Source organism: Billgrantia pellis (assembly GCF_008297955.1).
GTDB classification, from domain to species: domain Bacteria; phylum Pseudomonadota; class Gammaproteobacteria; order Pseudomonadales; family Halomonadaceae; genus Halomonas; species Halomonas pellis.
On sequence record NZ_VTPY01000007.1, the window covers coordinates 201,051 to 221,222 of the forward strand.

Sequence of the window (20,172 nt, forward strand, 5' to 3'; positions counted from 1 at the left end):
GATTGCCTGAGCAAGCCATCAGGCCGCGTCGCTCTTGCCGAGCAGCGAGCGGGCGATCACTTCCTTCATGATTTCCGAGGTGCCGGCGTAGAGGGTCTGAACGCGGGCATCCAGGTAGAAGCGCGAAATCGGGTATTCCCGGGTATAACCGTAGCCGCCGAACAGCTGCAGGCAGGCGTCGATGGTGCGGCACTGCATCTCGCTGAGCTGCAGCTTGAGAATGGCGGCGTCGGTGGTGCTCATCTCGCCGCGGCGATGCTTGGCCACGCACTGCTCGAAGTAGGCGCGGCCCATGTCGATCTGGGCACGCACCTCGGCCAGGGTAAAGCGGGTGTTCTGGAAGTCGCCCACGGCGCGGCCAAAGGCGCGGCGTTCGCGCACGTAGTCGAGGGTCAGCCCCAGCGCCCCTTCCATGGCGCCCAGCGCCTGGGCCGCCACGCCGAGGCGCTCGCGGGGCAGCTCCTGCATCAAGTAGGGAAAACCCGAGCCTTCCTCGCCGAGCAGGGCATCTTCGGGCAGCCGCAGGTCGTCGAAGAACAGCTCGGCGGTGTCGCTGGCGTGCTGGCCGATTTTCTTGATCGGCTGGCCGCGGGAGAAGCCGGCAAGCGCGGTGTCGACCAGGAAGAGCGATACGCCGCGGGCCCCGGCGCCGGGGTCGGTCTTGGCACAGACGATGACCAGGTCGGCCACCTGGCCGTTGGTGATGAACAGCTTGCTGCCGTCGAGTCGCCAGCCGTTGCCGGTGCGGCTGGCGCGGGTCTTCATCGCCGCCAGGTCGCTGCCCGCGCCGGGCTCGGTCATGGCGATGGCGCCGATCGCCTCGCCGCGGGCCATGGCCGGCAGCCAGCACTCGCGCTGCGTCGGCGTGGCGATGTGCAGCAGGTAGGGCATGACGATGTTGGCGTGAATGTTGTAGGCGCTGGCCAGCCCGCCGAAGCCCTGACGCGATATCTCCTCCAGCGCCAGCTGGACGATGGCGAAGTCGGCGCCACTGCCACCCATCTCCTCGGGCAGGTCGATGCCGAGCAGGCCGGCCTCGCCGAGCTTGTGCCACAGCGAACGCGGCATCTCGCCGGCGGCCTCCCACGCCTCGTAGTGGGGCGCCACTTCCTGCTCGAGAAAGCGGCGGATGGTGTCGTGGAACAGCGGCGTCAGGTCGTCTTGCGTTTCAGTCATGGGTCAGCTCAGGTCCTTGCGCAGGTGGCGCTTGAGAATCTTACCGGCGGTGCTCTTGGGCAGGGCCTCGGCGAACAGGATCCGCTTGGGCACCTTGTAGGGCGCCATATGGGCCTTGGCGTGGGCGATCAGCTCCTCTTCGCTCACCTCCATGCCCTCCTTGGCGACCACCACGGCGGTGATCGCCTCGATCCACTTCGCATCGGGCAGGCCCACCACGGCGACCTCGGAGACGGCCGGGTGCTTGAACAGTCCCTCTTCCACCTCGCGGCTGGCCACCACCACGCCGCCGGTGTTGATCACGTCCTTGATGCGGTCGACCACGTAGAGATAGCCCGCCTTGTCGAAGTACCCCACGTCGCCGGAGTGGAACCAGCCGCCGGCGAAGGCCTCGTCGGTCATGTCGGGCTTGTCCCAGTAGCCGGTGAGCAGCTGCGGCGAGCGATGCACGATTTCGCCGTGCTCACCGGGCGGCACGTCGTTCATCTCCAAATCGACGATGCGCGTCTCCACCGTGAGAATGGGGCGGCCCGCCGACGCCGGGCGCTCGGCATGCTCCTGGGGGCGCAGCACCGTGGCCAGCGGGGCGATCTCGCTCTGGCCGTAGCAGTTATAGAGCCCCACGCCGGGAAGTCGCCGCTGCAGTTCCTCGAGCACCGGCACCGGCATGATCGAGGCGCCGTAGTAGGCCTTCTTCAGCGTGGAAAGATCGAAGGTATCGAAGTCGGAGTGGCGCAGCAGGCTAATCCACACCGTGGGCGGGGCGAAGAACGAGGCAATGCCCTCGCCGGCGATCTGTGCCAGACAATCGTCGGGCAGCGGGGCCATGCGAAGGTGCACCGGGGCACCGAGCAGCAGCGCCGGCATCAGGAACACGTGCATCTGCGCCGAATGATAGAGCGGCAGCGCGGCCAGCATCGGTTCGTCGCCCTTGATGTCGAGCTCCACCATGCAGGCCATGTACTCGGCGAGCAGCGCCTGGTGGGTCATCATCGCCGCCTTGGGCGCTGCCGTGGTGCCCGAGGTGTAGAGCAACTGGGCCAAGCTGGTAGCATCAATTTCTACCTCGGGCTCGCTGACGTCGCCGTTGTCTTCGTCGAGCGCCACCTGCAGCACGTCGAAGCCCGCCTGCGTTTCCGCATGCAGGGTGCCGGCGAGGGTGAGGCCGAGCCCTCCGCTCGCCTTCGTCACGTTCTCGGCCAGGCTCGTATCGCTGAGCAGCCCAGCCGCGCCGGACTGCTCAAGGATATAGCGCAGCTCGTCGGCGCTCAGGGCGAAGTTGACCGGCACGTGCACCAGGCCGGCCCGGGTGGCGGCCAACCAGGCGATCGCGTAGGCGTCGGAGTTCTTGCCGTAGGCGGCCAGGCGGTCGCCCGGTTCCAGGCCCGCTGCGAGCAGGCGATTGGCGACTCGGTTCACCGCCCGATTCAGCTCGGCGTAGTTCCAGCGCCGGCCCTCGAAGGCCAGCGCCAGCTTGTTGCCATGCTTGCGTGCGCTGCGGCTGAGCGCGGCGCCGATGGTGTTCTGCTGGATCCTGCTGTGAGCATTCTCGACTGTATGGCTCATGACGATCCTCTTGTGCTTGTTTATGGGTCGTGAACGAAACGCTCAGGTGTTGTCGACCAGGTGACACTGGCTCTCCGACAGCGGGCGGAACGCCTCCTCGGCGGGAATGGTGCGCACCACGCGGAACAGGTCGTCCTCATTCTGCGATTCTTCCGGTGTCTTCACCTCGACCAGGTACATGTCATGGACCATGCGGCCGTCTTCGCGGATGTAGCCGCCCGTGGCGAAGATGTCGTTGATCGGCGTGGCCGCCATTTGCTGACGTACGGCTTGGGCTTCGTCGGTACCGACGGCGTCGACGGCCTGCAGATAGTGCAGCGTGCTGGAGTAGAGCCCGGCGTGGACCATGGTCGGCATGCTGCCGGTGCGCTCACGGAAGCGCTCGGCCCAGGCGCGGGTCTCGTCGTTGAGGTCGTAATACCAGGACTTGGTGAACTGCAGGCCCTGGGCGGCATCCAGGCCGATGCTGCGTATATCGGTGCTGAACAGCACCATGCCGGCCAGCACCTGGCCCGCCTGGGTGATGCCGAATTCGCCGGCGGTGGTGATGGCGTTGATGGTGTCGGCGCCGGCGTTGTTGAGCGCGATCACGTCGGCGCCGGAGGCCTGGGCCTGCAGCAGGAACGACGAGAAATCACTGCTGGGGAAGGGATGGCGCGCCTTGCCGACCACGGTGCCGCCATTCTCGGTGACCACCCGCTCCACGTCGCCTTCCAGGGCGTGGCCGAAGGCGTAGTCGGCGCTGAGCAGATACCAGTCCTTATGGCCTTCCTGGGTGATCGCCTTGGCGGTACCGTTGGACATGGCCCAGGTATCGTAGACCCAGTGGATGTGATTGGGCGAGCAGCTCTCGTTGGTGACACCCGAAGAGACGGCGCCGTTGACCAGCCCCAGGCGGTTCTCCTCTTCCAGCAGTCGCACGGCGGCCAGCGTGACCGAAGACGCCACCAGCCCGGTGACCATGTCGACGTTGCGCTGGTCGATCCACTCGCGCACCACGCTCGAGCCCACGTCGGGGCTGTTGCGGTCGTCGGCACTGAAGACGTCGATGCTGGCGCCGGCCACGCTGCCGCCGACCTCCTCGATGGCCATTCGGATCGCCTCCAGGCCATTCGGTCCGATGGGATCGCGATAGGGACCGGACATGTCGGCCAGATAGCCGATGCGGATCTCGTTGTCGGTGATCTCGGCCTGCGCGGCTTGGCCGGTGAGCAAAATGGAAGCGGATAGCGCCCCCAAGGTGAAACGGCGTGCGATGGTCATGATGCGGCCTTTGTTTGTTGTTGTGATGGCTTGCGTACGGCTCAGGCTGTGGATAACCCTGTGGCCAAGCCTGTGAAGCGCTGTGAATACGGTGTGAATCGCCGTGTATGACGCATCCCGGTACGCGACATGCCCGATCATGGTAGGAGCAAAGCGGAGAGGCGTGTTTACGCATCACGCCAGAGTTTTTGCATTTCGTGCCATTCTGGCAAAGTTTGGGTTCCTCAAGACTTTCGTTGAATGTTGGCGGGCTTTTTTCTTAGCGTGAATAAAGGCTAAAAAAATAATTAAAACGAAGGCTAAGTGGTGTATGGGGGAGGGTAAAGGTTGACAGGAAACTGACGTGCGCCCGACAGAACGTGCCAAGCGCGGGTTCGGCACTGACAGCATTGAGCATGAAGCAATCGGCGGATGTCGTAATGAAAAAGGGGGCGCCTGGCGCCCCCTACATCAACGTGGATAGCGTTTAATGGCTGTGGTCATGATCGTGGTCGTCGCCATGATCCTGACGATCCGGCTCGGCCAAGGCGCCGTGTAGTACCTGGGCGTTGTGGCGCATCATGCCGAGGTAGGTGCTGGCTTCGCCTTCGCTGGCGAGCGCATCGGCGTAGAGCGTGCCGGCGATGGGCAGGTCGGTCTCCTCGGCCAGCTGGTTGATGACGGCCGGGCTGGTCATGTTCTCGTGGAACAGCGCCTTGACGTTCTGCTCGCGGATCACGTCGATCAGGCGTGCCATGTCGGCGGCGCTGGGTTCGGCCTCGGAGGAAAGCCCCACCGGCGAAAGGAAGCGCAAGCCGTAGGCGCTGGCGAAGTACCCGAAGGAGTCGTGGCCGGTGATCACGCTGGTGGAGGCGGGGATCTCACCGATCAGCTCACGTAACTCGGCATCGGTGGCCTCCAGCTCGTTGATGTAGCGTTCGGCGTTCTCGCGGTAGTCGGCCTCGTTGTCCGGGTCGGCCTCGATCAAGCCGTCGCGGATGTTGGCCACGTACACCTTGCCCATGGCCAGGTCCTGCCAGCCGTGCGGGTCGTCGTCGCCGTGATCGTGGCCGTAGTGCGCAGAAGCCTCGCCATGACCGTGATCGTCATTATCCTGCTCGTCGTGGTCGTGGTCGTGGTCGTGGTCGTGGTCGTGGTCGTGGTCGTGGTCGTGGTCGTGGTCGTGGTCGTGGTCGTGGTCGTGGTCGTGGTCGTGGTCGTGGCGATGCACGTTGTCATAACCATGGGCATGGTCGTGCTCATGCCCATGGTAGGCCAGCGTATCGATGCCATCGCTGGCGGTGACCAGCGGGCCGGCGTAATCGCTGGAGTCGAGCAGCCGCTCCATCCAACCTTCGAAGCGCAGGCCGTTGAAGACGACCAGGTCGGCCTCGGCCAGTGCCCGAGCGTCGCGCGGGCTTGGCGAGAAGACATGAGTGTCGCTATCGGGGCCGACCAGTGCGGTCACCTCGACATGCTCGCCGCCCACGTTCATGGCCATGTCGGCCAGAATACTGAAGCTGGCGACGACCTGGAGGCGCTCGGTGGCAAACGCGGTGGGCAGGGCCAGCATAGCCGAGGCGCCGATGGCCAGGGCAGTGGAACGAGAGGCAAGCATGTCGGGGGCTCCTTCAGTGGGTTCCGGGAAAATGTCAGTGGGGTTCGGGCGCGCCCAGCGGTTCGGCCTGGCGGCGTAGCCGTGTCAGCAAGCTGTGGTAGCGGCCGAACAGGGCCGAGGCGATATAGCCGATGCCCGCCAGCAGGATGATCGCAGGGCCCGAAGGGATACTGAGGTGGTAGGACAGCAGCAGCCCGCCGGTGCTGGCGACCATCGCCAGAACGATGGCAATGCTGATCAGCCCCTCCAGCCGCTTGCTCCAGAAGCGCGCGGTGGTGGCGGGCAGCATCATCAAGCCCACCGCCATCAGCGTGCCCAGTGTCTGGAAGCCGGCGGTCAGGTTGAGCACCACCAGTCCGAGGAAAACGCCGTGCACCAGACCGCCCTGCATGCCCTGGCCGCGTAGGAATAGCGGGTCCAGGCACTCCACGACCAGGGCGCGGAAGATCACCGCCAAGGTGATCACGATCACGCTGCTGATTGCGGCGATCAACAGCAGCGCCGTGGTGTTCACCGCCAGAATCGAGCCGAACAGCACATGGGTCAGATCGACGCTGCTGCCGCCCAGCGAAACGAGCATCACCCCGGCCGCCAGCGAGATCAGGAAAAAGCTGGCCATGGCGGAATCCTCGCGATGGCCGGTCATCTGCGACACGCTGCCTGCCAGCACCGCTACCAGCAGACCTGAGAGCACGCCGCCCAGGCTCATGATCGGCAGCGAGAAACCGGCCAGCAGGAAACCCAGCGCCACACCGGGCAGAATGGCATGGGCCATGGCGTCGCCGATCAGGCTCATGCCACGCAGCATCAGGAACACGCCCATGGGCGGCGCCGCCAGTGACAGGGCCAGCCCACCTACCGCGGCGCGGCGCATGAAGCCGTAATCGAAGGGGCCGATCAACCATTCATGCAACAGCGCTAGCATGCACGCACCCCCGGGATACCCAGAGAGAGCCGCGCCGTGCCGGCCACGGACGCCTGCCCCCGTGCGATCGACTCGACCGAGGTCCACTCGGCATGGCCGCTGTTGAGTACCACGACTTCATCGGCCAGGCGGGAGAGCTGCTCCATGTCGTGCAGCACGACAATGATGGTGACGCCAGTGGCGGCCATATCGCGCAGCACCGTCATCAGCACGTCGACCGTCTCGACATCGACGTTGGCGAAAGGCTCGTCGAGCAGCAGCAGCTCGGCCTCTTGCATCAGCGTACGCCCGATCAGCGCGCGCTGGCGCTGACCGCCGGAGAGTTCACCCAGCGGACGGTGGGCCAAGTGCGAGATGCCCAACCGTGCCATGACCTCGCGACCGCGGCGGTAGTGGCGGGCACAGTAGCCGGTGAGCGCACCGTGACTCGGCCAGCAGCCGGTCATTACCAGCTCCTCGACGCTCATCGGAAAGGTGAGATCGAGTGCGAGCTGCTGCGGTAGCCAGGCGCGACGCTCCTTGGGTACGCTGCACTCCACGCGGCCGCGTACCGGACGAAGCATGCCCATGATGCCCTGAATCAACGTGCTCTTGCCGGCGCCGTTGGCTCCCACCAGCGCGGTGATGGCGCCGTCGCGAAAACGACCTTCAACGTGCTCGAGCACGGTGCGGTTGGCCTGGGCCAGCTGCAGGTCGTGCAGCCGTAGGCGTGAAGCGTGCTGTGCTTCCATCAGCCCCACCATCCCGCCGCCCAGGAAACGGCCAGCCAGAGCACGGCCAGCGGCACGGCAGCCAGCAGCAGGCGCCGCCGGGCGGAAAGCGACATCAGAGAAAAATGACATGGCCCCTCGGGGCGATGCCGGTGCGAATGTGAGCGGTGTGCCATGCGATGGCCCTCGCGAAATAAAATAGGATATAACATAACAAATAAGCCGGCCGTTGGGGAGGGGCAGGCAGGTACTCCGTTTTGGCGGACAAGGAGCATTGTCACCCCCTTTCCCGCATCGCCTCCTGTCGTAGTGGCCGGCGGTAGCGAACCAGCAGTCCCCGGCAGGGACCCATGACGATCGAAACGCCATATCCCAACCCCGCGAGCAATACGATCGAGGGGCCGGTGGGCAACTCCGCATGATAGGACACCAGTAGCCCCATGACACTGGTCACGAGCGACAGGCCGACGGCGATCGCCAGCATGCCCTCGAGCCGCTGGCTCCAGTAACGGGCCGCCGCGGCCGGCAGCAGCATCAGTCCGGCGGCCATCAATGTCCCTAGCGTCTGGAAGCCGACCACCAGATTCAGCACTACCAGCATCATGAACAGGGCGTGGGTCCAGCCGGCGTGACGCCCCTGCAGTGACAGGAAAAGCGGATCGAGCGCCTCCATGACCAATGCCCGGAAGGCGATGGCCAGCCCGGCCAGGATCAGGCTGCCGGCCAGCGCCACCAGCAGCAGTGTGGCGTTGTCGACACCGAGCACCGTACCGAACAGCACATGTCCCAGGTCCAGCGCATTGCCCGAGCGCGTGACGATCAGTACCCCGCCGGCCATGGCCACCAGGAACAGGCTGGCCATGGCGGCATCCTCTTTCAACCCGCTGAACTGGGTCACGCCGCCGGCGACAGCCACCGTCACGAAGCCGGCCGCCACGCCACCGAGCATCATCGCCGGCAGGGAGAACCCGGCGAGCATGAAGGCAACCGCCACGCCGGGAAGAATGGCATGCGACAGGGCCTCGCCCATCAGACTCATGCCACGCAACGTCAATAGCACGCCAAGCACGGGCGCGGTGAGCGACAGCGCCAGGCAAGCCACCACGGCACGGCGCATGAACGTGTATTCCAGCGGCGCGGTGAACCACCAGAGCATGGCATCCAGCATGGGAATCTACCAAGAAAAGCGAATGAATACGTTATAACATAACATATTAGCCTCGCCAACATTCGCTTGTTCATTGCGGTTCGTGGCCTGCCGAGAGAGCCGCCTGGCTCAATAACGCAGCGCCACCCCCAATTGGTGGGGTGTCACCAGCAGTGCATACTCGCCTTCGAGGTGGATATCGCCGAACGACACCCGCGCCGGCTGGAAGCGATTGATCGCCGCCGTAGCCTGGCGCGGCTGAGTCTGTAGCTGCAGCTCGCTGACCAGCATGCCGGTGGCGAAGTTGATGGCACCGTCACGCTCGCGACCATCGCCCACACCGATCAACAGGCCCGAGGCCAGGTTAACCGCCAGCGACCCCAGGCGTGACTCAAGGCTGCGGCGTCGACGCTCCTCCGCCACCACGGCCTGCATTAACCGCCGGGCGCTCTCGAGGTTGCCATCGCTCTGGCGCAGCTCGCGATAGGCTGCAGGATGGGGTTGACGATCCATCAGCGTGCCACCTAGGGCCAGGGCCGACTTCACGACTCCGACCCGGGCATCATAGCGGTCGTCGCGATCGCTCGCCTCGCTGGCCTGATAGGCATTCACCGCCAATGTGGTGGCGTATACCCCGGCCCAGCCGTATTGCCACACGTTGGCCTGGCGCTCGCCGCGGGCGAGGGCCTCTTCATAGGCCTGCCACTCCCGTTCGGCCGATTGCGCCGAGGCCAGCGGGGAGACGACAGCCATCAGGGCGGCGCACACGAACGGCAGGAAGCGGCAACGGGGCATGAGGGGATCCTTGTCAAGCCTTGGGGATGGCCTTAACAGTAGCATTCACCGAGACGGCGTCCCACATGACGACACCCGGCCGCGAGGAGCCGCTGTATGCCGTCGTGCTACTTCAGCGCAGGTATCATCCGGTGGCTATCGGTTAGGGCCGCCCGTCCGGCGGGATGCCTCTATTTTCATATTCCATTCGCATTGAATGGCTAGGATGGCGGCAGGCCAATTGAACGAAGGGACCCGCATGAACGGATCGACAACGCATTACGGGCGAGTCGCCCGCTACCTGCACTGGGGCATGGCAGCCCTGTTCGCTTGGCAATTCGTGTCCGCAGGGGCACACGCCCTGTTGCCCGACAGCGCGCTGGACGAATTCTTCTGGCCCACGCACAAGCTCACCGGCACCCTGTTGATGTGGCTTGTCATCGTGCGCCTCGCCTGGGCCTTGCGCGAGCGCCATCGCCGCCCACGCTCGCTGAATCTGGCCGCCACCTTGGGGCATCTGGCGCTGTACGCGCTGATGATCGCGGTGCCCGCCGTCGCGCTATTGCGCCAGTACGGCTCCGGGCGCGCCTTTTCACCTTTCGGCCTACCGCTGATGGCGGGTTTCGAAGGGGAAATCCAGTGGATGACCTCCCTCGGCAGCCTCTTGCACGGCCTGCTGGGCTGGACACTGCTGGCGCTGGTGGCCGGCCATGTTGCCATGGTGTTCATGCACCGTCGCCTGGGCAAACAGGACGTGCTGGTACGCATGGTGGGGCGGCGTTCGCTTTCCTGAGCCTAAGCTCACGTCCCCCGGCAGCATGGCGATTTGAGTGAGCCGGCCGGCCGTGACGTGCCATGAGCAAAGGCGTAGAGTCTAAGAATATGTGATCTGGAGAGCCTCATGCCACGCCAGCCGCTTGACGATATCGCGCTCGATACGGTTTTTCGCGAGGCACGCACGCATTACGGCTTTCGCCCCGAGCCCATTGACGAGGCCACCCTGCGTCGGCTTTACGACCTGCTGAAGTGGGGGCCGACCTCGATGAACTGCCAGCCGGCGCGTTACGTCTTCGTGGTAAGCGACGAGGGCAAGTCGCGCCTGATGCCGGCACTCTCCGAAGGCAACCGCGACAAGTCTCACGACGCGCCGGTCACCGTGATCGTGGCCATCGACACCCGTTTCTTCGAGTACATGCCCAAGGTATTTCCCAGCTCGCCCAACGCCCGCGAGCGCTTCGCCGCCAACCCCGAAAAAGCCGGTGACACCGCCTGGCGCAACGGCACCCTGCAGGGCGCTTACCTGATCCTTGCCGCTCGTATGCTGGGGCTCGACGCCGGCCCCATGAGCGGTTTCGACAATGCCATGGTCGACGAAGAGTTTTTCCCCGACGGCCGATACAAGAGCAACTTCCTGGTCAACCTGGGCGTGGGCGACCCGGCGAGCCAGCGCCCAAGGGGGGCGAGGTTGGCGTTTGAGGAAGTGGCAGAGGTGGTTTGAGTTACTCAAACTCCTCCGTATCCACATCCGCCTGCTGCGCCTCGCTGTAGCGGGCGCCGGCCACTTGATCCGGTGTCATCACGGCGTTGAGTTGGGTGACGGTGGAGATCTCCAGGCGGAGCGGCTCGGCCGAGAGGTTCTCGCGCATGTGCTCGACGGAGCGGGTCCCGGGGATGGGGATGATGTCGTCTCCCTGGGCCTTGAGCCAGGCCAGGGCTAGCTGGGCAGGGGAGATTCCCAGCTCATTCGCGATGGCCGTGACATCGGCCAACAGGCGCAGGTTCTTGGGGTAGTTCTCGGCGTTGAAGCGCGGCATGCTGCGTCGCATGTCGCCTTCTTCGAGGGTGGCCGGGTCCTTGAGAGAGCCGGTCAAGAAGCCCCGGCCCAGCGGGCTGAAGGCCACCAGCGCCGTATCCGCCTCGCGGCAGGCTTCGATCAGTGCGATCTCGGGGTTGCGGGTCCACAGCGAGTATTCGGACTGCACCGCGGCGATGGGGTATTCGGTCCGGGCGCGGTGCAGAGTGGTGGCGGATACTTCCGAGAGCCCAACGGCGCGTATCTTGCCTTCCTCCACCAGCCGGCCCAGCGCGCCGACGCTCTCCTCGATGGGCACGTTGCGATCCAGGCGGTGCAGGTAGTAGAGATCCAGGTGGTCGGTGCGCAGGCGCTCAAGGCTCTCCTCGCACTGCCGGCGGATCGTCTCGGGGCGCCCGTCGATGACGCGCTTGCCGAGGTCGGGGTCCATGGCCAGGCCGCACTTGCTGGCCAGCAGGATCCCGTGGCGCTTGCCCGCCAAGGCCTTGCCGACCAAGCGCTCGTTGGCCGTGGCGCCGTAGAGGGTCGCGGTATCGAAGTGGCGATAGCCCATGTCGAACGCGGCATCGAGGGCACGCAGTGCCTCGGGTTCGGGAACGTGAATCCCGTACCCGTGAGACAGGTTCATACAACCCAGGCCGATGCTGGGCGATTCAACTTCCGCGAGGCGCTGCAGGACGGTCGACATGAGAATCCTTGGGCTGATGATCGTCTGCCATCATGCCGAGGCGGGGCATGGCATCGCAAGGGGCGCAAATCCGGCAGGGAGGTCACTCCCGTAGCGTGCGGTACTTTTCCAGATAGGCCTTTCCGTTCTCCCGGATGCGTTCGACATCGGTGCTCTCGGCGCCAGCCTTCACTTCCTGCACTTGATCGCTCATGGCGTCGAGCGCCTCATCGATCTTTGCCAGGGCATTCTCGATGGTCTCGGTGAGCTGTTGGACGATGGCGATATCCCCTTCTGTTAGCTCTTCCTTGGTAAGCAGCACGTCGAGCAGGTCGTTGCGCAGCTCCAGGGCGTCCACGGCGTCTTGAAGGGTCTCGACGGACTGACCCTGGGATTGCTCGAGTTCCTCCTTGAGCTCCGCTTCGACTTTGTCGTCGGCGGCATCGACATCGCGTTCCTGCTCGCTGGCATGAACGCCAAGCGCCAGCAGGGCGAGAAATGGGATCAGAGCAGCGCGTTTCATCGGGCATCTCCATGGCCTTCGATAGGTAATTTCTAAGTTAGGTTGAGATTCAGTGGGTTACAAGGCGGCAACTGTTGGGTTGGCGCCGCCGGCCGAGTTACCGGCCAGCTTGCCGGGTGCGGTATGCTGAATGGACAAGGCTTTGGAAGGAAACCCCCATGTCAGATCAATCTCCGTATCAGCGTGTCATGTCCGAGCTTGACGCCCTGCACGCCGAGGACCCGAGGCGGGTGGAGGTCGAGGGTGAATCTCTGCCGCTGGAGCTGTGGCATGCGGGCCGCATGAGTGCCTGGCTGACACGCGTGGTGGAGGCACCCGACGAGCTGACGCGGATCGCGGTGCGTGCCCAGCACCTGCAGCGCTGGCAGGTGCCGCGCAGCGAATATCCCGAGGGGCGCGTGGGTTATCTCACCTGGCGCCGCGACCAGGGCAAGCGGGCCGGGGAGACCACGGCCACGCTGATGGAAGCGGCCGGCTATCCGGCGGAGCAGGCCGAGCAGGCGGCGCGGATGATACGCAAGCAGGGGCTGGGCCGTGATGCTGGCGCCCAGGCGGTGGAGGATTGCGCCTGCCTGGTGTTCCTCGTGAACTATTTCGCCGACTTCTCCCGACAGGTGGAGCGCGATCACCTGGTGCGCATCGTGCAGAAGACCTGGGGCAAGATGTCGCCGCGGGCACGGGAACTGGCGCTGACGCTGCCGATGAGCGACGAGGCGCGGGCCGTGGTGGAAGAGGCGCTGGCGGGCTAGGCGAAGACAGTCCCGGTCCGACCGTCGCCGGCCGGGACTTGGCGTTTCAGGGTACCAGCGTCTGGGCCGCTTCCAGGTAGTTGGCGCCGTGGCTCTGCACGCGTTCGAAGTCGCCGGTCTCGGAGCCCAGATGTACCTCTTCCAGGTCGACCGCCATTGCGTCCGCTTCTTTGTTGATCTTCTCCAGCGCGTTTTCGAGGGTGTAGGTGAGTTCGTGGATGGTGCCGAGGTCCTCGAGGCTCAGTTCGTCCTGGGCGAGCAGCTCGGCGAATCGCTGGTTATGTTCCGAGAAGTTGGCCACCGCCTGGCTCAGGGTGTCGGCGGGTTCGCCCTTGAAGTGCTCGGTAGGTGGGCTGGCCTGAGCGGTGGCAGCGACCACAACGGCCGACAGCGCAGGCAGCAGTCGTTTCTTCATGACGCGTCTCCTATCAAATGAGAATGGTTTGTGTTTGCACATTTACCACTCTCATCGATGGCGGGCAAGAAGAAAACAAAACGAGAATGATTTTTCTTCGTGGCGTTTGACAGAGGTCGACGTGGGGGGTAGATTCTCCATAGTTAATGATAATTGTTATCATTAATTGAGCGAACGGAGGTCGCCATGCCGTACTGCTTCAGCACCGCCAACCGCGGGGCCAACCCTTCACTGCAGATCTGCGATGCCACCTCGGGCTCGGTACGCCTGGCCGGGATCTATCCGCGCCAGGATACGTGCCTTTCCGAGGAGGAGTGGGCGCTGCTCCAGCTACGCCGCGAGGAGGCCATTCACGATCTGTTCCGGCGCTCGTTCCTGCTCACTTCCGAGCGTTACCTGAAAGGGGAACTGCCCGAATCCGATTTACCCCAAGAGCGGCGGGGGCGCTTCAGCGCAAAGTGATGCTCAGGCTGTCATCACTTTCGCAGGGTTTGCCGTGGCGCAGGGTCAGGCGCCGCTCGCTCAGGTTCATCACCACCGAGAACAGGGTTTCCATGCGCTCATCAGCGGGCTGGTCGGGGTTGTAGTGGCGGCAGATCGACATCGGCGCGCCGTGATGATCGCTGAGGATGTCGAACAGCGCCGCGTCGTCGATGTCCGCCTCGGGGGGCGGCGTGTCGTGAAGCAGGGTGTCGAGCCGTTGAAGGCGTGGCTGCGAATCGACGCGGGGGAAGTCCTGCACCGGGCAGGCGGCGCCTTGGGCGTAAAGGTGGTTGGTGTGAGTGACAATGCCATTCCGCGGTGCGATTCGGCCCGGTTCGCCGGGCTGTACCTCGAGCCCCACGGCCTGACCGTTGCCGCTGGCGACGAGGAAGTGCGCCGGCGAGCAGACACGATCACGAGTCGCCACGTCGAGGGCGCTGTCGAAGTCGGGGCTCTCGAGGATCTTGCGCAGGGCGACGTGGATTGGCAGCCCCTCGCCGCAGGTCTGCGAGCGAATGGCGTTGAGGCAGACGCCGATGCCGTGAGCGTTCAGCCCCACCTTGCCCACCATGCCGGCCTCGCCGATGGAGATCAGTACGGGGCGGTCGTCGCCCCGGATGCGCAGCGCCACCACATTGCCGAGCTGATCGTGTCGCCAGTCCCAGTTCTGGGCCAGCCACTGCTGGCCGTGACGCCGCAGAGAGAAGGCCGAGCAGCCGCCGCTGGCGCGGGTCAGGGCGATCTCGCTGCGGCAGTTGAGCGTCAGGATATCGAGGAAGTCGACCCCGGCGCCGCGGGCGATGCCGGCCATCTCGTCGAGCATGACCGGAAAGCCGCGTTCGATCATCGCTTCGAAGCGGCCGGCTTCGTCGCGTGCCTCGGCCCAGCCGAGGCCGACGAAATCGCGAAACAGACGACCGTAGACCTCGAGGCTTCGCTGGATCGGGAGCCGGTGGATGCGTCCGTGGGCTTCGCCGACCTCGCCGGGGCCACCGGCCAGCTCGGTCACACTGAGCGGGGCGGCAGCGGCACTCACAGCACCTCCCCGAGGTAGGTCATGAACGCGGCCCAGGATTTCTTGTCGGCGCGCTCCTGATAACGCTCCCCATCGAAGACCGTGAAGGCGTGCGGAGCACCGGAGTAGATCTCGACCTCGTAGGTCGCCTCGATGGCTTCGAGTTCCTCGACCAGCGTGGCGACGTCCTCCAGGGTCACCGACTCGTCGGCGGCGCCATGGGCGATCAGCAACGGCGGGACTTCTTCGGGCCACTCCTGTCCTTCCGGCGTGGCCAGGCTGCCGTGAAAGCTGACATAGCCGGCGACGTTCTCGGCCTCGCCGGAGCGGGCGATCTCCAAGGCTACGGCACCGCCAAAGCAGTAGCCCATGATGACCACCTCTTCGGCAGCCTCCTGTTCGCGGGCCTGGGCCAGGCCCGCCAGGGTCAACTCACGCATGCGCTCGCGATCACTGTACAGGGCGCTGGTGGCTTCCTGGCGTTCCTCCACCGTCTCGGGGCGCTGGTTCTGGCCGAACAGGTCGATGGCGAACGCGTCATAGCCCTGCTCGGCGAGCATGTCGGCGCGCTGGCGTTCATAGTCGTCCAGGCCGTCCCAGTCGTGAACGATCAGTATCGTGCCGCGGGCGTCGCCGTCGGCACCGGTGAAATACCCTTCGAACGGCTCATCGCCGACTTCGTAAACGATGGCTTCGCCGGCGGGCTCGTAGGCATGAGCGGCCGTGGCCAGGCTCAGGCTGGCCAACAGCAACACGGGAAGGGAGGCGGAATGCATGGTTCGGCTCCTTGTCGTCGGGGACATGGGGTGCAGGCCTCTCAGTATAGGCAGGCGGGTGAGTGCCTTGCCGCCACGGCGGGGTGAACCGGTATAGCGCAACGTTGGTAGTGGAGGCTTGTGTTTTGTTCGCGACCCTTCCAGATTTAGGGAGGTGCCCTTATTCATTAGCAACCAGAGTGAGCAGAACAAAATGAAAAAACGCATGTTGGCGATGGCCGTGGCAGCGTCCAGTCTGGCATTCGTCGGTGCTGCGCAGGCACAGGTCAAGATCGGTTTCCTTGGCGGCTTCACCGGACCGATCGAGAGTCTGACGCCGCCGATCTATGAAGGTGCGCAGCTGGCCGTCAGGCAAATCAACGAGCAGGGCGGGATTCTCGGCGGCCAGACCTTGGAGATGCCCAACGCCGATACCACCTGCAGTGATGCCTCGGCGGCGTCCAACGCGGCGGATCGCATGGTCAACACCGAAGAGGTGACCGCCATCGTTGGAGCGCTGTGCACCGGGGCGACCCTGGCGGCGGCCAACAACGCGGCCATCCCCGGCGATGTGGTCATGGTCTCGCCGGCCTCCACGGCGCCGGCCGTCACTGAGCTGGACGACAACGATCTGGTGTTCCGCACCGTACCGTCGGATGCCTACCAGGGCGAGATCCTGGCCAAGCTGATGCTCGACAAGGGCTTCGACATGGTGGCGGTTACCTACGTCAACAACGACTACGGCCGCGGCCTGGCCGATGCCTTCACCGCGGCCTTCGCGTCCGGCGGTGGCACCGTGTCGGAGAACCTGGCACATGAGGACGGCCGCGCCGACTACCGTTCCGAGCTGGGCTCGCTCTCGGCGAGTGGCGCCGACACCCTGGTAGTGCTGGCCTATGCCGACGGTTCGGGCCAGACCATTCTGCGCCAGGCCTACGAGAGCGGCATGTTCAACCAATACGCCGGCGCCGACGGCATGGTCGGTTCGTCGCTGGTCGAGGCGGTGGGCGAGGATGCGCTGCAGGGCATGATCGCCACGCGCCCGGGCAGCCCCGAACTGCCGGGCACCGAGACCTTCAACCAGGCTGCCGAGGAAGCCGGCTTCGATCCCAGTGCGGTATTCGCCGCCCAAGCCTACGATGCCGCTTTCCTGCTGGCGCTGGCCATCGAGCAGAACGGCAGCGCCGAGCGCGAGGGGCTCTCCGAGGCACTGCGCAGCGTGGCCTCCGCCCCGGGCGAACAGATCCTGCCGGGCGAGTGGGAGAAGGCGCTCGAGCTGATCGCGGCCGGTGAGGAGATCAACTACGAAGGCGCCTCCGGTCGCCATGAATTCGATGAGAATGGCGACGTGCCCGGCATCGTGGTCGAGATGACGGTGGAAGGCAGCGAGTTCGTCGGCAAGGGGCAGGTCGACCTCTAAGCCGGCACTACCGCACCTAGCAGGAAAAACAGCCCCGGCGGGGAAATTCGCCGGGGCTGTTTCGTGTCTGGGAAACCGTATTGGCTATCCGTGATGCTTGACCTTTTCCGGCAACAGCCCCTGCGGGGCGAAGCGCAGTACCAGGGTGATCAGCAGGCCAATCACGAACACCCGGGCCTGAAGCGCGCGGCTGTCCAGGTTGCTCGGCGCCTCCCAGCCGAAGGCACCCTCGCCGACCCACACCGCCAGGTTCATCAGCGCGAGCGCCAGCGGTTCGGACATGATCCAGATGATATAAACCGCCACGGCGCCGAAGATCGTGCCCAGGTTATTGCCGGGGCCGCCGAGGATGACCATCACCAACACCAGGAAGGTGTGGTTGAGGGGCAGATAACCCTGGGGGTCGAACAGGCTGTTGAACGACGTCAGCGCGCCGCCGCCGATGCCCATCAGGATGCAGCCCAGCACGAAAATCTCCAGCCGGCGTCGGTTGATGTCTTTGCCCATGGCCGAGGCGGCGACCTCGTTGTCGCGAATGGCGCGAATCATGCGCCCCCAGGGGGCATGATAGGCGCGGTGCAGCAGGAAGAAGATCACCGCGATCATCGCGGCTGTCAGCGAGAGATAGAGCGCCCGGGACAACGTGAAGCCGAGGGTGCTGGGCCCGGGGGTGGGCCAGGGCAGCGGCGAGACGGTGGCAGTGCCGCGGGTCAGCCAGTCGGAGTTCTTGAGGAATGCCTTGATGATCTCGGCAATGCCCAGGGTGGCGATGGCCAGGTAGTCGCTGCGCAAGCCCAGGCAGATATGGCCGATGAGGTAGCCAACACCGCCGGCCAGCGCGCCGCCGACGATCCAGCCGGTCCAGGCCGGCAGCCCCAGGCCTCCGATGAAGCCGGCGCGCGATTCGATCTCGCCGGTCACTTCACGCAGCATGCTGATCACCACCAGGTAGAGTACCACGGCGAGCACGATGGCGATCAGGGTGCGCAGCTTCCTGGGCACGCCGAGACGATCGAGCCGGGTGGCACCGAACACCAGCATCACCGCCGCGGCGAGGTAGAGCAGCACGCGGCCCAGTTCACCGGGCAGCTCGGTGCCCCAGAAGGCGTCGTTGACCGGCACGCTGAAGAACATGGCGCAGAACCCGCCTAGCGCCACGAAACCCATCACCCCGGCGTTGAACTGGCCGGCATAGCCCCATTGAATGGTCAGGCCCAGCGCGAGGATGGCGTAGCAGGCCGCCTCCACGAGCATGCGCGTGCTGTAGGCGATGCCCATGATCGCATAGACGCCGAGCACCGCCACCAGGAGGGCGCCGAACAGAACGACCTCGCGCAGTGGAAAGCGCGAGGGAGCGGCCACCGCATCGGGGCGATGCGAAGCGTGTTCTTGTTGTGTGCTCATCAGATCACCTTACCCTTGAAGATGCCGGTGGGACGCCACACCAGGATGGCGACCAGGATGAAGAAGGGCACCACGATCTTGTACTCGGTGCCGACGAAGGCGAGGTTGCCGGCCTGCGCCAGCCACTCGGGCAGGCTGTCGCGGAAGGGGCGCAGCAGCACCGACCAGTTGAATACCGCCAGGGTCTCGGCGAAGCCCACCACGAAGCCGCCGGCGATGGCGCCGTAGGGATGCCCTACGCCGCCGACGATGGCCGCGGCGAAGATCGGCAGCAGCAGGAAAAAACTGAGGTCGGGCTTGAAGGTTACGTCGAGCGACAACAGCGTGCCGGCGATGGCGGCCAGCCCCCCGGCGATCACCCAAGTGACGGCCACGATGGTATTGGTATTGATCCCCGAGGCACGCGCCAGGTCGGGGTTGTCGGACATGGCGCGCATCGCCTTGCCCAGCCGCGAGCGGTTGAGGAACAGGTGCAAACCGACCACGGCGGTGACGGTAAGCACGAAGAGGATGATCTGCGGCTCGGTAATCACGATCGGCGCCCGGACGCCCTCGATGGGCAGAGCGATGCGGTAGATTTCCTTGCGCTCGCCGGCGAGATAAAGATTCTGTGCGCCGGTGCCGGCAAACAGGCGGATCAACCCCTGCAACATTAGGGTCACGCCCAGCGAGCCGATCACCAGCACGATCGGCTTGACGCCATGCGCACGCAGCGGCTTGTAGAACGCCCGGTCGATACCCACCGCGAGCAATGCGGTGAGCGCGATGGCCAGCGGCAGCATGACCACCGGGGTCGGCAGCCCCACGACACCGCCCACGCCGGGAAAGGCCAGCGTCAGCAGCAGTACCATGAAGGCGCCGAAGGTCATCATGTCGGCGTGGGCGAAGTGCGCGAAACGCATGATGCTGAACACCAGCGTCACGCCGACGGCACCGATGGCGTAGATCGAGCCGGACACACTGCCGGCGATCAGCACGTTATTGATGAAGAAGACCAGTTCGTTCACGACGTTCTCTCCAGATCCTGACTCCGGGCTCAGCCGCCCAGGAAACTCTTGGCGACTTCGGGGTCGGCGAGCAGGGCGGCACCGGTATCGGTGAAGCGGTTCTGGCCGGCGGCCAGGACGAAACCCTTGTCGGCGATGGCCAGTGCCTGTTTAGCGTTCTGTTCCACCATCAGGATGCCGACGCCGGCGGCGTTGATCTCCTTCACCCGCTCGAATATCTCGTTCATGTAGAGCGGCGAGAGGCCGGCGGTGGGCTCGTCGAGCAACAGAATCTCGGGTTCGGCCATCAGCGCGCGGCCCATGGCGACCATCTGACGCTGGCCGCCGGAGAGTTCGCCGGCCGGCTGGTGGCGCTTGTCGTAGAGCGGCGGAAAGAACTCGTAGACCTTCTTCAGCATGCGCTTGACGTTGCCCGGCTTGAGGAAGGCACCCATCTCGAGGTTCTCTTTCACGGTGAGACTGGGGAAGACGTTCTTCTCCTGGGGAACGAAGCCCATGCCCTTCTGCACCAGCTTGTTGGGCGGCAGGTTGTGGATCGGCTCGCCGCGCAGCAGGATCTCGCCCTGGCTGACGGTGAGCAGGCCGAAGACGGCCTTGAGCATGGTCGACTTGCCGGCGCCGTTGGGGCCGACGATCACGCCGACCTCGTCGGCCTCGATCGTCATGTTCACCCCGTTGAGGATGTTCATGCCGCCGTAGCCGCCATACACGTCGCGTGCTTCGAGTAGTGGCATCTTGGATTCTCTGCGCTGTCGTGACGGTT

General features: G+C 65.0%; 22 protein-coding genes. 5 read left to right on the top strand and 17 right to left on the bottom strand.

The genetic code is table 11. The features are described from left to right. Nucleotides 1-18: 18 nt before the first annotated feature. The 9 genes from F0A17_RS18135 to F0A17_RS18170 all read right to left on the bottom strand — a co-directional run bounded on the left by F0A17_RS18135 (nucleotide 19) and on the right by F0A17_RS18170 (nucleotide 9,179). Nucleotides 19-1,176 carry an acyl-CoA dehydrogenase family protein gene (locus F0A17_RS18135; protein ID WP_149329762.1) on the bottom strand — a complete coding sequence of 386 codons (1,158 nt, stop codon included), beginning with the start codon at nucleotides 1,174-1,176 and terminating at the stop codon, nucleotides 19-21. A 3-nt stretch (nucleotides 1,177-1,179) separates the two neighbouring features. Beyond that, on the bottom strand, nucleotides 1,180-2,742 hold the full coding sequence (locus tag F0A17_RS18140; protein WP_149329763.1) for a fatty acyl-CoA synthetase: 1,563 nt from the start codon (nucleotides 2,740-2,742) through the stop codon (nucleotides 1,180-1,182). 42 nt (nucleotides 2,743-2,784) lie between these two features. Beyond that, nucleotides 2,785-4,005, bottom strand: a complete 1,221-nt coding sequence (locus F0A17_RS18145; protein WP_149329764.1) for an ABC transporter substrate-binding protein — start codon at nucleotides 4,003-4,005, stop codon at nucleotides 2,785-2,787. 466 nt (nucleotides 4,006-4,471) lie between these two features. Next, nucleotides 4,472-5,602, bottom strand: a complete 1,131-nt coding sequence (locus tag F0A17_RS18150; RefSeq protein ID WP_149329765.1) for a metal ABC transporter solute-binding protein, Zn/Mn family — start codon at nucleotides 5,600-5,602, stop codon at nucleotides 4,472-4,474. Nucleotides 5,603-5,636: 34 nt separating this feature from the next. Further along, on the bottom strand, nucleotides 5,637-6,527 hold the full coding sequence (locus F0A17_RS18155) for a metal ABC transporter permease (RefSeq protein ID WP_149329766.1): 891 nt from the start codon (nucleotides 6,525-6,527) through the stop codon (nucleotides 5,637-5,639). Continuing rightward, nucleotides 6,521-7,258, bottom strand: coding sequence for a metal ABC transporter ATP-binding protein (locus F0A17_RS18160; RefSeq protein ID WP_149329767.1), 738 nt, complete (start codon nucleotides 7,256-7,258; stop codon nucleotides 6,521-6,523). The genes F0A17_RS18155 and F0A17_RS18160 overlap by 7 nt, the downstream gene beginning before the upstream one ends. Further along, on the bottom strand, nucleotides 7,258-7,413 hold the full coding sequence (locus F0A17_RS20610; RefSeq protein ID WP_187774735.1) for a hypothetical protein: 156 nt from the start codon (nucleotides 7,411-7,413) through the stop codon (nucleotides 7,258-7,260). The genes F0A17_RS18160 and F0A17_RS20610 overlap by 1 nt, the downstream gene beginning before the upstream one ends. Before the next feature lie 101 nt (nucleotides 7,414-7,514). Then, nucleotides 7,515-8,405 (bottom strand): metal ABC transporter permease, encoded by an 891-nt coding sequence (locus tag F0A17_RS18165; RefSeq protein ID WP_149329768.1) that lies wholly within the window; start codon nucleotides 8,403-8,405, stop codon nucleotides 7,515-7,517. 108 nt (nucleotides 8,406-8,513) lie between these two features. Beyond that, nucleotides 8,514-9,179 carry a hypothetical protein gene (locus tag F0A17_RS18170; RefSeq protein ID WP_149329769.1) on the bottom strand — a complete coding sequence of 222 codons (666 nt, stop codon included), beginning with the start codon at nucleotides 9,177-9,179 and terminating at the stop codon, nucleotides 8,514-8,516. 238 nt (nucleotides 9,180-9,417) lie between these two features. Here F0A17_RS18170 and F0A17_RS18175 point away from each other — a divergent pair, with 238 nt between their 5' ends. Together F0A17_RS18175 and F0A17_RS18180 are read left to right on the top strand one after the other, a co-directional pair. Beyond that, nucleotides 9,418-9,951: a cytochrome b gene (locus F0A17_RS18175; RefSeq protein WP_149329770.1), complete on the top strand. Its 534-nt coding sequence runs from the start codon at nucleotides 9,418-9,420 to the stop codon at nucleotides 9,949-9,951. 108 nt (nucleotides 9,952-10,059) lie between these two features. Beyond that, nucleotides 10,060-10,656 carry a malonic semialdehyde reductase gene (locus F0A17_RS18180; RefSeq protein ID WP_149329771.1) on the top strand — a complete coding sequence of 199 codons (597 nt, stop codon included), beginning with the start codon at nucleotides 10,060-10,062 and terminating at the stop codon, nucleotides 10,654-10,656. A 1-nt stretch (nucleotide 10,657) separates the two neighbouring features. On the opposite strand, the gene F0A17_RS18185 is transcribed toward F0A17_RS18180, so the two are convergent. Together F0A17_RS18185 and F0A17_RS18190 are read right to left on the bottom strand one after the other, a co-directional pair. Further along, on the bottom strand, nucleotides 10,658-11,659 hold the full coding sequence (locus tag F0A17_RS18185) for an aldo/keto reductase (protein WP_149329772.1): 1,002 nt from the start codon (nucleotides 11,657-11,659) through the stop codon (nucleotides 10,658-10,660). A gap of 82 nt (nucleotides 11,660-11,741) precedes the next feature. Continuing rightward, nucleotides 11,742-12,161, bottom strand: a complete 420-nt coding sequence (locus F0A17_RS18190; RefSeq protein WP_149329773.1) for a DUF6746 family protein — start codon at nucleotides 12,159-12,161, stop codon at nucleotides 11,742-11,744. Nucleotides 12,162-12,319: 158 nt separating this feature from the next. Here F0A17_RS18190 and F0A17_RS18195 point away from each other — a divergent pair, with 158 nt between their 5' ends. Beyond that, nucleotides 12,320-12,910 carry a DUF4202 domain-containing protein gene (locus F0A17_RS18195; RefSeq protein ID WP_149329774.1) on the top strand — a complete coding sequence of 197 codons (591 nt, stop codon included), beginning with the start codon at nucleotides 12,320-12,322 and terminating at the stop codon, nucleotides 12,908-12,910. 46 nt (nucleotides 12,911-12,956) lie between these two features. Here the strand turns inward: F0A17_RS18195 and F0A17_RS18200 are convergent, their stop codons facing one another. Then, nucleotides 12,957-13,325 (bottom strand): DUF6746 family protein, encoded by a 369-nt coding sequence (locus F0A17_RS18200; RefSeq protein ID WP_149329775.1) that lies wholly within the window; start codon nucleotides 13,323-13,325, stop codon nucleotides 12,957-12,959. 186 nt (nucleotides 13,326-13,511) lie between these two features. Between F0A17_RS18200 and F0A17_RS18205 the strand changes: the two genes are divergently transcribed. Beyond that, nucleotides 13,512-13,787: a hypothetical protein gene (locus F0A17_RS18205; protein ID WP_149329776.1), complete on the top strand. Its 276-nt coding sequence runs from the start codon at nucleotides 13,512-13,514 to the stop codon at nucleotides 13,785-13,787. On the opposite strand, the gene F0A17_RS18210 is transcribed toward F0A17_RS18205, so the two are convergent. Together F0A17_RS18210 and F0A17_RS18215 are read right to left on the bottom strand one after the other, a co-directional pair. Beyond that, nucleotides 13,774-14,844 (bottom strand): C45 family autoproteolytic acyltransferase/hydolase, encoded by a 1,071-nt coding sequence (locus F0A17_RS18210; protein WP_149329777.1) that lies wholly within the window; start codon nucleotides 14,842-14,844, stop codon nucleotides 13,774-13,776. The genes F0A17_RS18205 and F0A17_RS18210 overlap by 14 nt on opposite strands. Next, the gene (locus F0A17_RS18215; protein WP_149329778.1) at nucleotides 14,841-15,599 is read right to left on the bottom strand and encodes a dienelactone hydrolase family protein; all 759 of its coding nucleotides are present in this window, start codon (nucleotides 15,597-15,599) and stop codon (nucleotides 14,841-14,843) included. Before F0A17_RS18215 ends, F0A17_RS18210 begins: the two co-directional genes overlap by 4 nt. Nucleotides 15,600-15,792: 193 nt before the next feature. Here F0A17_RS18215 and F0A17_RS18220 point away from each other — a divergent pair, with 193 nt between their 5' ends. Beyond that, the gene (locus F0A17_RS18220; RefSeq protein WP_149329779.1) at nucleotides 15,793-16,998 is read left to right on the top strand and encodes an ABC transporter substrate-binding protein; all 1,206 of its coding nucleotides are present in this window, start codon (nucleotides 15,793-15,795) and stop codon (nucleotides 16,996-16,998) included. Between the two features lie 84 nt (nucleotides 16,999-17,082). Here the strand turns inward: F0A17_RS18220 and F0A17_RS18225 are convergent, their stop codons facing one another. From F0A17_RS18225 to F0A17_RS18235, 3 genes are read right to left on the bottom strand one after another with little or no spacing between them, the layout of a single operon-like run. Then, nucleotides 17,083-18,402 carry a branched-chain amino acid ABC transporter permease gene (locus tag F0A17_RS18225; protein WP_149329780.1) on the bottom strand — a complete coding sequence of 440 codons (1,320 nt, stop codon included), beginning with the start codon at nucleotides 18,400-18,402 and terminating at the stop codon, nucleotides 17,083-17,085. Then, a complete protein-coding gene (locus F0A17_RS18230) occupies nucleotides 18,402-19,409 on the bottom strand; it encodes a branched-chain amino acid ABC transporter permease (RefSeq protein WP_149329781.1) in 1,008 nt (335 codons plus the stop codon). The genes F0A17_RS18225 and F0A17_RS18230 overlap by 1 nt, the downstream gene beginning before the upstream one ends. Nucleotides 19,410-19,438: 29 nt before the next feature. Continuing rightward, the gene (locus F0A17_RS18235; protein ID WP_149329782.1) at nucleotides 19,439-20,143 is read right to left on the bottom strand and encodes an ABC transporter ATP-binding protein; all 705 of its coding nucleotides are present in this window, start codon (nucleotides 20,141-20,143) and stop codon (nucleotides 19,439-19,441) included. Nucleotides 20,144-20,172 lie beyond the last annotated feature (29 nt).